This is a genomic window from Streptomyces sp. NBC_01551 (genome assembly GCF_026339935.1).
GTDB lineage: Bacteria > Actinomycetota > Actinomycetes > Streptomycetales > Streptomycetaceae > Streptomyces.
Window position 1 is genome coordinate 6,232,328 of sequence record NZ_JAPEPX010000001.1, and the last position, 12,840, is coordinate 6,245,167.

Below are 12,840 nucleotides of genomic sequence, written 5' to 3' on the forward strand. Positions count from 1 at the left end.
GGGCCAGGCCTCGTGGAGGCCGGGACTGTCTATCCGTGGGTGCTGATCATTTCGGCTGTCCGCGGACCGGCGCAGGCGTACGGATGATCTTTACCTGCGCGGGGTGGACTGAAGCTCGCCCACCAAGCGCTCGGCCTCCCTTCGGGCTGGCGTCAGCAGCGGATCTCCCTCGTAGCAGAGGGGCGTTGAACTCGCAGCGGCCAGGCGCCGACGCGATTCGGCGGCGAGGCCCGCCGGAACCCGCTGGGGGAAGGCGTTCGTCGAGTACGGGCGGATCGTCAGAACCTGCAGCACGGGGTTTGCGGTCGGGAACCGTAGACGGGCCGGGTCGCGTCCTTTCCCGGGATCGTGGAAGGGAAGCCCGTGAGCATCGGCCCACCCCGTCAGCCCGGGCCACCGCCCGCGAGCATCGACCCACCCCCTGAGTCCGGGCCACTGCCCGCGGGTGAACCAGCCGCCGCCGTAAACGCCGTTGTGGCGACGGCTGCGTGAGGAGGAATGGCCAGCCGCTGGGTGAGGTGTTCCGGGTGCAGCGGGTGCGGGGCCTGGGGAGCCCTCGTCATTTCGGGGTTGCTGCTGGCCGTGTTCGGCGGCAGGACGGCATAGCGTCGGCGACCTCACTCGCGAGGCTGTCTCGGGCGAGACAGCGCCATGGGCTCGGCCGGTGGCTTGTGGCGTCGCTTCGTGACGGGCATGTACCTCTCCGCCCTGCCGCCCGTCGGTGGTCACTCGGTGTCGGGCGGCCAGGTGGCGCGGTCGCGGAGGTGGTGGAACTCCGTCAGCTCGGAGGCGAGGACGTCGAAGTGCGGGAGCGGGGCCCACAGGCTGCGCTCGCCGATGACGTAGAGGCGGCGTTTGGCGCGGCTCGCGGCGACGTTGAGCAGGTGCGGGGTGCGGGCCGCCCAGTCGCGGGCGCCGGGCCGACCGCCGCCGAGCACGAGGACGACGACGTCGGCTTCCTTGCCCTGGGCCCGGTGGACGGTGGCGCAGCGCTCCTCGATCAGTTCGGACGTCCAGCCGTCACGACCGCGGCAGATCTTCTGGCATTCGGCGACGAGGGCCCGGAAGGGGGCGATGACGCGCACGCGCTCGACGGTGACGCCGTGCCGGTGCAAGTGGTCGAGGACGAACTCGAAGGCCCGACGGTCGCGTTCGCCCCACGGGGCCTCGGACGGGCGGCTCGGGTCGTCGGTGTTGAGCCAGCGGCTGGGCAGCAGGCCGTCCCGTTCCGTGTCGGGGAACGCCTCGGGTGCGGTGCCGTAGACCATGAGGCCGCCGTAGGCGACCTCGTTGCTGACCGTGAACATCGGCTCTTCGCAACGGCGGTGTACGCGCAGCGGCGAGCCCACCCAGACGTGCTCGTCGCTGGTGTCCGGGGCCGGCAGGTAGGTGCCGTAGCGGTTGGTCCGGTCGGCGACGGCCTGGGCCGAGGTGGCCGACGGCAGCCAGTGCTCGTCGACGCCGTAGGCGCGCAGCAGTCGGCGCTGGAGGGCCTCGGGCATGGTGACGACGGGTTCGAGCTGGAGCGGATCGCCGACCAGAACGGCCCTGCGGGCGCGCCACAGCGCGCCGGCGGCGGCCTGCGGGGTGGCCTGCCCGGCCTCGTCGACGAGGACCCAGCCGATGGACTCCCGGCCGAGGCGGGCGAACATGCTCCCGACGGAGGAGAAGGTGGTCGAGACGACGGGCACCAGGAGGAACAGGGTCTGCCAGGCGTGCGCGACCTCCTCGTCGGGGACGGGCCCGTTGGTCCCGGCCATCAGCTCCATGAGGACCTGGAGGTTGCCGCGGACCTTCTTCGCGGCACCGGCGACGAAGGCGCGGTGCAGGTCGAGGGAGCGCAGGAACAGGTCGCTGCGCGCGGTGGACCACGCCTCGTCGGACCAGGGCGAGCCGAGTTCCTGGTCGGCTTCGTCGAGGTGAGCCCAGCCGAGCGGCAGGGACGGCAGCGTCCGGGCCGCCTCCCGCAGTTCGCGGTGGCGGCTGTCGAGTTCGGCGACGGCGCCCCGCAGGTCGCGGCGGGACGAGTCGGCGGTCTGCCGGGCGTGCCGGAGGGAGGTGGCTGCCGCGGATTCCCGCGCGCTCGCGGCCCGTTCGTAGGCGAGGGCGGCGGTGAGGCCGGTGGCTGCCTCGTCGACAGCGCTGCCGGACCGGGCGTGCCGGTCGGCGGCCAGGGATTCGGTGCGCACGGCTGCGGCGACCTGCTCCAAGGAGTCCTCGAGCGCGGCGCGCTGTTGGACGAGCAGGTACGCGATCTCGGCCTGGGTGTGCTCCTGCTGCCGTTCGGCGGCCTGCCGTTCGGCCGTGCTCTGCAGCAGGCGGCGCAGCCCGCCGCGCAGGCCCCGCTCGACGGCCGGGGGAGTGTCGTGGCGGGCGGTGAGGGCAGTCACGTACTCGCGGTGGTGCGTGGCCAGTTCACGGGCGGCCGACAGGTCCGCGCGGGCGGTGGCCAGCTCCTGGCGGGTCCGCGGTACGTGCTCGGAGGCCGTATGGTGCCCGGCCTCGGCCACCGCGGTGGCGGTCCGGGCGCAGGCAGTGGCGGCGGTGGCCCGGTCCAGGACCGCAGCGGCGGCGGCGATCTGCTGGTCGGCCTGGGATACGGCGGCTTCCAGGTCCGCGATCCGCTGCCCGGCCGAGGGGGACTCGACGGCGGCCAGGGCCCCGGTCAGCCGGGCACGTTCGGCGCGCAGCCGCTCGACCTTGGCCTGGGCGGTACGGAACGCGGCGACAGCGTCAGTCCACGACGGCACGGGCCGGGCGGGCCCGGCGGCCGCGGCCGCAACCTGGTCTGCCGGGGTGACGGGAGCACGGCCACCGGGCTGTGGCTTGGGCGGGATCCAGTCGCTCAGGACCTCCCGCATGCCGCGCAGCGGCGGCAGCTCCGCGGCCTTGCGGGCGTCGGTCTCCTTCTCCGGCAGTCGGCCCCACCAGAACCGGTCCCCGAACTCCTTGCGGTTGGCCTTGTTGCCGAGCACCGCCGCGACCAGACCCCAGGCCGGCCCGCCGAGGAGCGCGGAGGCGAGGTCGGAAAAGTGGTCGGTGCCTGCTTGCCAGTGCTCGCCGAGCGCACCAATGCCGGGCAGCTCGGCGGTGATGTTCTCCACGGCGCCGTTGTTGGACGAGGTGACCACGATCTCGAACCCGGTCAGCCGCGGGTCGAGCCGCGACACGAAGCGGGCGTGCCTGCCCTGGCGGTCCTTGCCCCGCCACGCCGGACCGGAGAACACCTGCGAGGGCCGGTCGAACGTGGCCAGCACCGCCGCCCGCTCGACGACCAGGGCGGCGACCAGGTCGCGCAGCATCGTGGTCTTGCCCGTGCCCGGCGGGCCGTTCACGGAGAACATCCCGCCCTCGGTTCCCGCTCGGTCGGCGAGCATGCGGTCGACCGCGAACTGCTGGCTCAGCGCGAGCGGGAACCGAGCCGGTGCGGGCCAGCGGCCGGCCGGAACCAGGTCCGGGGCCACTCCGGCCAGGACGACCCCGCGCTCCCGGCGCACGTCCGTCCGCGCCCCCACGTCAACGGCGTCGAGCTCGGTCAGGTACGCCTCCAGCGCCGGGCCGATCTCCTTGCCGACGGCCGCGGACACCCGGGCCAGATCAGGGGGAAACAGACTGTTCAAGAACGGCGCGGCGGCGGCGATCTTCGTCTGCGGGTCCCGCGGCCGGTTGACCAGCCTGCTGCGCACCCGGACCACCCGCGGCCGCAGGTGGTCCTGAACCCCGCACAGGTCGGCGATCTGCGCGGTCAGGGCGACCAGATCGGCGAACCCGAGCGCACGGGGACCGGCGCCGGCCCCGTACTCCGCCGACGTGTCAGGACCGTCGGTCGACGCCCCCTCGGGAACGCCCCCGGTACTGTCCGGCCGCCCGGACTCCACCTGCTCCTCGGCGGCGCGGCGCGCCGCGACCCAGTCCGCGGCGCGGCGAACCAGGGGTTCCGCCGCGCCCTGTAGCGCGGCGCCGGCGACCTCGCCGAACAGGGCCCCGACCGCCCCGACGGCAGCGCCGCCCAGGATCTCGGCGAGCAGCCGTTGCCATCCGCCGTCGGCCGTGCCCGGCGCTCCCGCCGCACCCTCGGAGCCGGGCCGCCGCTCGTACACCGTTCCGGCGGCCGGTGCGGTGGGGTCGTAAGGGATCGCGGTGGCCGTGAGCTCGTCGATCGCCCCGCCGAACGCGTCGTCGAGCTCCTCAAATCCGTCCAGCCACCCAGGTGTGGACGGCCCAGGATCGAAGAGGCGGCCGGTCGCCCAGGCGCACGCGGAGATCACGGACGTGTCCTCGAGCGGTCGGCCCTCGTCGTCCAGGACCAGCGCGAACATCGCGCTCTGGCCCGACAGCACCAGCTCGCTCTGCGGCACACCGGGGTCGGGATCGGTCCCCGCGGGCAGGACCGCGATCATCGCCTGGCGGAGCAGCTCCAGGTCGAAGACCCCGCAGTAGACCTCGTGCCGCCACATGCGGCCGTACGGTGCCCGCCGCGCCCCCGTCTCCGGATGGTCCGGAGCCCACGGCAGGAGCGGTGGTACCCGGCCCGGCTCCGGCGTCAGGTCGGATACGTACTCGTCCCTCGGCCCGGAGCGGGCGGCGGGGCGTCGGCGGGGTAGCGCCGGGATGGTCGGCGGGCTGAACAGCTCGATCGCGCGCCAGCACTCCAGCAGGGCCTGCCGTCGACGGTCCTGCGCGTGTCCGTTCCGCACCCACTGCCCCCGTGTCGCACGCGCGGCATTCTGCCGCTCCCCTGAAGATCAGCCGTGCCGCCGAATCTACCGGACCGTCAGCGGGCCGAGTCCCGAGCAGCGGGGGCCTACGGCGCCGGAACGCCCAGGGACACAGGGCCGGTTCGGCCGGCTCGGGCCGGGGCGGGCAGGCGCGAGGGGCATGGTGGAACTCCCGTGGACCCCGACTGTCGCGAGCAGTCAGGGTCGGTGCGTGCTCGCCTGACGCGAGGGCTCCTAGCGCCGACAGGACTGGGGGCTACGGCAGGACGTGCTCTTTGCGCACCCCACGCCGGAGAAACTGACCTCACACATCGCCCGCCTGTCGGGCTGACGCCCGAGACACGACAACGGGGGTGGGCCGGCGGGCCGGGGCACCGGGGCACCGGCCCGCCGGCCGGTGCGGGCAGGGTCCGCTCCGGCGACCTCGATGGGCCCGGCGCATGCATGGGCTCCGGGCAGCCGCCGCATTTGGGCGTCGGCGCGGTGTTGAGGCTCGCCGATGGCTTCCGGCTGTTTGCAGTCCCACTCCTGGACCGGTCCGGATCCCGGCGAACCGGCCGTCGTGCTTGAAGTGCCGGTTGCGGCGTGGGCACCCCCGCAGAAGGCGGAGGCGGGGCAGGTGGCGCGGCACCACGGCAGGCGTCGACGACCTGCCAGAACTCGGGGATCCGGAAGGTGTGTTCCTCGGCCTCGGTCGCGAGGACGTCCAGGCCCTCCTTGAGCGCGTTGCCGGTGGTGAAATCACTTCTGAGCCCGGCTCCCGGACCAGCGGCAGGGACCACGGCTGCGGTGTCAGTCTGCTGAAGTATCCTTCCCGCCACCGCACACCGACTCGGAGGACCGAGAGAATTGACTGGCCTGTCTGCTTTCCCGCTGCCCTTTCATGCTTCCCGTTCCGTATCGTTCGCGACACCCCGAACGCTGCGGGAACTTCAGATGATGCAGTTCAGCTCACGCATTCGGGCGAAGCCCGGGTGGTTCGACAAGATGAACGATGCCGACATCGTCGCCAGGTGGACGCACGAGGCGGTTGCCCAGGGCCTCACCGAAGCGCAGGTTCGTTACGTGCTCGCCGAACTCATGCATTACGCCGCGCTGCGGGACGGGCGAACCGGCGTCGAGGTGTCCGCCGTCGACGGGGTGTGGCAGTCGGACACTCTGGTCGACGACAAGCTCGGATCCCGGCTGCGCGAGGCGGTTCGGGTTCTGGAACAGGTCCCCGAAGCAGAACGGGACTGGCATCCCGGATCCGACGGCCAGGTGCTGGATCTGGTTCATCCCTCACTTTTCTGCCTGGTGAGAGAGGTGAGCGGTGGGCCCGAGCGGGCTTGGCAGAACCCGACGGACCGATACTCGAAGTACGAATTCTCGGAGAAGTTCCAGTGGCTGCCCACGGACGTCGACGTCAGTGACGACGGCGATGTCGACTTCCGTTCGTACGTCAACAACATCCACCCCGAGACTCATCACGAACTAGCCTCCGTGCTGCCGGACTTGTTCGCGCGCATGCGCCCGCTGCTGGAGAACGTCCTCACCGATCTGCGTCATCCGCGGCCCCTGCGGATCGAGGCAGATCCTTACGGGTGGTACGACTCGGAGCCGGAGCGTCCGGACAAATCCTCCTACAGTGATGACGGCGCCTACGCAGAAGCCCTGTGTGCGTGGGAGGAGGCCCAGGACGACTGGTGGGAAAACCGCCGTCCGGTCATCCCGGACGCCCCGGCCTTCACCCCGCCCGAGTTGCCCGACGAATCCGCCCGAGTCGACCTGCGCGGCCGCCGTCTCCAGGTCATCGTCAAGCTTGCCACTGTGCATCTCACTCCGGACAAGCCCGAGTACCCGGGCGGTTCCTGGCATGTCGAGGGGATGGTGAACGAGCGGATCGTCTCGACCGGCATCTACTACTGGGACAGCGAGAACATCACCGAAAGCGAGCTGAGTTTCCGGGCGGCACTTGACGACCCGCACTACGAACAGAACGACGACAACGGCCTGCGTGAGGTCTACGGCCTGGAGGACGAAGACGCGTTGAACCAGATGCTGGGATCGACATCGACCCCTGCGGGCCGCTGCCTGGCGTTCCCGAACGTCCTGCAACACCGCGTCGGCTCATTCCGCCTCGTGGACCCCACCCGCCCGGGACATCGCAAAATTCTCGCGTTCTTCCTGGTCGATCCGTCGGAAAAGATCGTCTCGACATCCGAGGTGCCACCGCAGCAACCATGGTCCGCCACCTCGACCATGACGCTTGAGCAGGCCAAGGACTACCGCGAACAACTCATGCAGGAACGCAAGTTCTTCGTGGACGAGCACAACGAGCAGCTCTACGAACGAGAATTCTCCCTCTGCGAGCACTGAGCCCCTTCTGTGATGCAGGCGGCCCGGTGACCGTTCACGTCTCGTCGTTCGTGGAGCACCACTCGCGAAGCCGCCTGGCTCGCCGTGTGTTCCGCGAGGGCTGCAGGACGACCCCTACGCGTCATTCGGTCCAGATGTCCAGCAGTTGGCTTGCCGCACGGAAATGATCGGGTGAATCCACGTTGCATACGACGGTGACGGCAGTGTTACGGTCCGGGCTCACCTTGAAGGTGCTGTGGAACCCCTCCCAGTCGCCGCGATGTACCAGGCTCTTGTCGGGGAGAAGGAGGATTCCGGCCCCGTACCGCCCTTCTTCGATTCCACGCGCACGCAGGACGTCACCCACGCTCACGGCTCCCTCGGTGACCCCGGCGAGCAGTTCCGGTCCACCGATGCGGCCAGTGCGGTAGTTGTCGGCCCAGCGGACGAATTCCCCAGGAGTGGTCTGGACGGACCCGTCTCCGTACTGTTTCCAGGGGGAGGATTCGGGAGTGAAGGAGCCGTCCTTCTCGTCGTACGACTTTGCCTTGCCGGGAACGTCCACGGCCGGGGACAAAGTCATGCGCAGGTGCAGTGGGGTGAAGAACTCCTGTTGGATGAAGGTCGGGAACGGCTTGCCGGTGACCCTCTCGACGACATGTGCCAGGAGGACGTAGTTGGAGTTGGAGTAGGAGAAACGCTTGCCTGGCGGATCTTCCGGCTGTGAGGCGAGGATGGCCGCGATCGCTTCCTGCTGGCCGGCCGGATCCGTCACCTTGATGCCCTTGGCCTCCAGCAGATCCTGGTAGTCGGTGATGCCGCTGGTGTGACGCATCAAGTCGCCCAGGGTGATGTCCCGCGTCCAGGCGGGCGGGTTGTCGAGGAAGTCGGACAGGGGGTCGTTCAGCGCGAGTTGGTGTCGACCGGCCAGCAAAAGGACGGCGTCTGCTGTGAATTGCTTGGAGTTGGATGCCATGTCGAAGACCGTCTTCGAGGTGATGGCGCGCCCGGTCGTCAGATCGGCCTTCCCCCTCCCCGCCTCCCAGACGACGCTTCCCTGCACGCCGACAGCTGCCGCACAGCCCGGGCCATCAGGAGAAGGCACCAGCTCCTGGAGAACACCCGCGCTGCGCTTCTCGTGGTCATCGCCGGTCACGTATGCCTGCGGCCCTGCGGCACCGGCCAGTACGACCGCGAGCATGGCGCCCCCGGCGGCGCACAACGATGCCATCCGGTGCACGGACCCCACCTCTCTCTCCACGTGGACGAGGTCGCCCAGGGGGTTCTCGAACTCGGGGGCCCAGACCGAGCCGGCGGCTGGGCCCCCGCTGGGCGATGTCGTGGTGGTGCGGGCGGAAGGCATGCAATCCCAACGCTAGCGGGTGGTCCGAAGAGGCGCACAGGGACGCAGGAGGCCCGAGAAACATCCCTTGGTCCGAGAACTGCCCGGTGGGCGGCCAGGTACGGCCTCGGCCACGGGGCGTGACCGCTCCGCGAGCGCGCGAACGCCCCGCCGGGTAGCGTTGAAGACGCGCGTTCCGGCCAAACCGCTGCGGCCTGGTCCGGCAGGGCTGCCGCCTCTGTCGGCAGAGGAACGAGATCACATGCCAAAGCACAGCATCCACGCGGCGGCGACCGCCGCGACCGCTCTGGTCTGCCTGGCAGCCTTCGGCCCCGTACCGAGCAGCGCGGCTGCAGCAGTTCCGCGGTCAGTCGGGCCACCCAGCCCGGCAGGCTCGTCCCGGTTCGTGCCCGGCCCCTGTCCGAAGACGCCCGAGCCGATCGAAGCGCTGAGCGATGCCCGGTGCGGCTTCCTCGAGGTCCCCGAGAACCGCTCCCGCCCCGGCAGCCGGACCATCAAGCTGGCTGTGGCGAGGATCCCGGCCGCCTCGGACGAACCCGCCGCGGACCCCGTGGTGTTCATGGCGGGCGGCCCCGGCGCCGACACGTTCGACGACATTCCGTTCCTCGTCGACTCCGGCCTGAACAAGGACCGCGAACTGATCGTCATGGCCCAGCGCGGCAACCTCTACGACCAGCCGAACCTCGCCTGCCCGGAGGTCGACCGGTTCAACGCCCAGGCCGTGGGCCTGGGCTACGACGCACAGCAGGCGGAACAGATCATGCTGAAGGCGGTGACGGACTGCCGGGCCCGCCTCGTGGCCGACGGTGTCGACCTGAGCGCCTACAACAGCACCGAGAACGCGGCGGACTTCGCCGACCTGCGAACCGCGTTGGGGATCTCCCAGTGGAACGTCTACGGGTACTCCTACGGCAGCAACCTGGCCCTCACGTACCTGCGCCTGCACCCCGAGGGAATCCGCGCGGTGGCGATCGACTCGATCGCACCTTCCCAGTTCGTGACCCTGCCGTGGACATGGGGCAGTACCGCCGAGGGGATCCACAACATCTTCGAGGCGTGCGCGGCGCAGCCCGCCTGCAAGGACCGCTACCCGGACCTTCCCCAACTCCTGACGGAGCAGGTCCGCAAGCTGGAGGCGCAGCCCCTGACGCTGAACGTCGCGCCGCCGGACGGTGGGAAGCCGGTCAAGACCGTCCTCGACGGGGGCGCGCTGCTGAATCTGATCGTCGCCTTCACTCCCCGGCCCAAGGACATGCCCGCAGCGCTCGAGGAACTCAGCAAGGGGAACCCGGAGCGCTTCGCCCAGGCCCGCGCGGCCGGCTCGGTCCAGAAGGTCGGCGAGTTCGCGCACGGCCTGACGAACTCGATCGCGTGCAGTGAATGGGCGCCGGGATACTCGGAGTCCGACGTGCTGAAGGCGGGGCAGAAGGCCTTCCCCGGGTGGCCGGACACGGTCCTGGCCCAGCCTCCGCAGCTGCCCTTCCAGTACCCGGTGTGCGGGATCTGGAACGTTCCCGACCGCGCGTCCGCCCAGCGGGTGCCCACGTTCAGCTCGGTGCCGGCACTCGTCGTCTCCGGCACGTTCGACGTGAAGACCGGGGCGAGTTGGGCGAAGGGCGTGGCGCGCAACCTGTCCAATTCGACCTCCGTGCAGGTCCCCGGAATCGGCCACTGGGTCGTCCCGCAGTCGCCTTGCGCGCAAAGCGTGCTGGCCTCGTTCCTCGCTCACCCGACCGCGCCCGACACGAGTTGCGTGGACGATGTCGAGCCCCAGCCGTTCACGATCATCCCGAAATAGCCGGGAGTGCAGATGACTCTCCACCAAGCGCCGCGTCGTCCGCGCACCACACGACGACTCCTGGCAACGTCGGCCGGCATGGCGACCGGTCTCCTCGTCACCGGCCTGCTCACAGCCCCTGCCCAGGCACAGTCCCGCACCGATACCAGCCCCGGACCGCCGATCGGCACGGTCGCCCGGACGGTGGGCGACGCCAGCTTCGAACCGGGTCCCTGCCCGAAGACGACGGACCCGATCGAGGAGCTGGAAGGGGCCCGCTGCGGAACGCTCACCGTCCCCGAGAACCGCGCCGCACCAACCGGCAAGACGATTAGACTCGGTGTCGCGATCGTGCCCGCCCTGGCCGACACACCGAAACCCGACCCCATCGTGTGGCTCGCGGGCGGACCCGGAGACGACGCCGTGGGAGAGGCGAAGATGGCCGTCGACGGCGGCCTGAACCGCGACCGTGACGTGATCCTCATGTCCCAACGCGGCACGTACTCGGCCGACCCGGATCTCCTCTGCCCCAACGTCGACGAGTTCAACGCACGCGTGGTCGGCCTGGTCTACGACGCTCAGTCCACCGAACGGCTGCACGTCGAGGCCACGAAGGCCTGCCGCGACAAGCTGGCGGCCAGCGGGACAGACCTCAGTGCCTACAACGACACCGAGAGCGCCGCCGATTACGCGGACCTGCGCGCTGCGCTGGGCGTCGAGCAGTGGAACCTGTACGGCATCTCCTACGGCACCCACCTGGCGCTGGTCTACATGCGCCTACACCCCGAGGGTCTCCGCTCGGTGGGCATCGACGGCATCCTGCCGCCGTCCAGGTCTGGGTCGGCCTCGACCTGGAGCAGCTTCCGGCAGGGCGTCGACGGCCTGTTCAAGGCCTGCGCGGACCAGCCGGCCTGCAACAAGCGCTATCCGAACCTGTCGGCCACCTTCGAGAAGCTCGTCAGCGACCTCGAAGCCAAGCCGGTGACCACCACCGTCACGCTCCCCGGCAGCGAGAAGCCGGTGAAGGTCGTGCTGGACGGCGGGACCCTGGTGAACTGGCTGACCTCCGCCACCCACACGGCGGAGTCCGTACCTCTCGCCATCGACGAGTTGGCGAACGGAAACCCGCAGCGGATCGCCCAGCAGTGGGCGGGCTGGAGGACCAACCCCAAGGGCATCGGTGTGGTGTCGCACGGTCTCAGCTACGGCATCTTCTGCAGCGAGTGGACGCCGTACGAGAGCAAGGACGCGGCGCTCCAGGGCGGACGGGAAGAGTTCCCGTCGTTCCCCCGGTCGGTGCAGGCCCAGGCTCCGCTGCTCACCTTCCTCCACCCGGACTGCGACGCCTGGAACATCCCCGCGGCCGCGCGCTCGATCCGGGACGTCACGACCAGCGACATCCCCACCCTTGCCCTGTCGGGTGCGTTCGATGCCCAGACGGGGGCGGACAACGGGGCGTACGTCGCCCGCACACTGAGCAAGGCCAAGGTCGTCACGATTCCCTACGAGCCGCACGTGGTGATCGCCACCTCGAAGTGCGCCCAGGACATCGCCGTCTCGTTCTTCGACAACCCGGACGCGCCGAAGACCGAATGCCTGAAGAGCCTTGAGGCGCCGAAGTTCAAGACCGCGCCCTGACGGCGGATGCGGTACCGCCTTCGGCGGCGCGGGCAGTGCAAGATCACCTGTTGGGTTTCGGTCAGTGGCCGCGACCCCGAGGCAGCTGAGACGTGGGTGGTCGGCCCAGAGCTGAGCGTGACCGGCCGCGCCCGGTACGGCAGCAGGGCCCGGACCGCGTGTCGCGGTCCGAGCCCTGCCTGTGCCGCCCTGCGGCGGCGGTGCGTCAGCTCTGTGCACCATCGTCGCTCGCCTGCCCGGCGTCCTCAGCTGCGCGTGCCTTCTCGCGCATCTTGCGCACCAGCTCCGCCTTCTTGTCGGCCGCACCCTGGCGGTCGCGGTTGCGGTGCGGACCGTTGTTCTGCCGTTCGGCGCGGGACAGCTTCTTGCGCTGGCCGCCGCCCTGGCCCACGGGGTTGTTGATGTTCTTGCTGTCGGTCACGGGCTCTCCCGGTGGTGATGTGAAGTGATCTACGGATTCATCGGTGGGGGACGGGCGGCGACGTCGAAGGACGTCAGCAGGGGCCCATCACGCCCTCACTCGTAAATCGGCCTCTGGAAGAACATGACAAAGACGGTACCCGGTTCCGTCGGCCCCTCACACCAACCCCTTCGCCGCCCCCGGCGTCGGCCGGGGCTTCGGCGAGCGCCCGGGGCCAGCACGCCGCCCAGACCGGGTTCCCGATTCGCTCGGCGTGGCGCTCACCGAGCGACGCTCGACGAGGTCGCGTGGATAGCCCTCGTAGAGCTGCCATGATCGCGTGACTCACTGTGACGGACCCATGAATCCCGGCGAGGCCCGAGGGGAACCTCGAAGAGGCGGAATTCAGCGGCCGGACCGGGTCCCGGCGAACGCTGCCGAGGCCGTGAGCCGCGCCCTCGGAAAGTAGGAGATTCCCGATTCGGTCAGTGCACGTCTGTTTCGAGCCGTTAGGGCGGATAAGGGTCTCGGGCTGTCCGGTGAGTGTTGTGCTGGAGGGGCTGCGCCCGTCGGGGGCAAGCGTCGGACAGCGTAAACAGGGGGTCTT

The 12,840-nt window shown here is 70.2% G+C and carries 6 protein-coding genes; 3 read left to right on the forward strand and 3 right to left on the reverse strand.

All coding sequences use genetic code 11. The features are described from left to right. Positions 1-725: 725 nt before the first annotated feature. A complete protein-coding gene (locus OG982_RS28060) occupies positions 726-4,697 on the reverse strand; it encodes an AAA domain-containing protein (RefSeq protein ID WP_266949625.1) in 3,972 nt (1,323 codons plus the stop codon). A gap of 870 nt (positions 4,698-5,567) precedes the next feature. On the opposite strand from OG982_RS28060, the gene OG982_RS28065 reads away from it, so the two are divergent. Continuing rightward, positions 5,568-7,076, forward strand: a complete 1,509-nt coding sequence (locus tag OG982_RS28065; RefSeq protein ID WP_266949627.1) for a DUF4246 domain-containing protein — start codon at positions 5,568-5,570, stop codon at positions 7,074-7,076. 121 nt (positions 7,077-7,197) lie between these two features. On the opposite strand, the gene OG982_RS28070 is transcribed toward OG982_RS28065, so the two are convergent. After that, positions 7,198-8,286 (reverse strand): serine hydrolase, encoded by a 1,089-nt coding sequence (locus tag OG982_RS28070; protein WP_266949995.1) that lies wholly within the window; start codon positions 8,284-8,286, stop codon positions 7,198-7,200. A 373-nt stretch (positions 8,287-8,659) separates the two neighbouring features. On the opposite strand from OG982_RS28070, the gene OG982_RS28075 reads away from it, so the two are divergent. After that, positions 8,660-10,216, forward strand: coding sequence for an alpha/beta hydrolase (locus OG982_RS28075; protein ID WP_266949629.1), 1,557 nt, complete (start codon positions 8,660-8,662; stop codon positions 10,214-10,216). A 78-nt stretch (positions 10,217-10,294) separates the two neighbouring features. After that, a complete protein-coding gene (locus tag OG982_RS28080) occupies positions 10,295-11,833 on the forward strand; it encodes an alpha/beta hydrolase (protein WP_266949630.1) in 1,539 nt (512 codons plus the stop codon). Positions 11,834-12,038: 205 nt separating this feature from the next. Here the strand turns inward: OG982_RS28080 and OG982_RS28085 are convergent, their stop codons facing one another. Beyond that, a complete protein-coding gene (locus tag OG982_RS28085) occupies positions 12,039-12,254 on the reverse strand; it encodes a DUF6243 family protein (RefSeq protein ID WP_266782075.1) in 216 nt (71 codons plus the stop codon). Between the last annotated feature and the right edge of the window lie 586 nt (positions 12,255-12,840).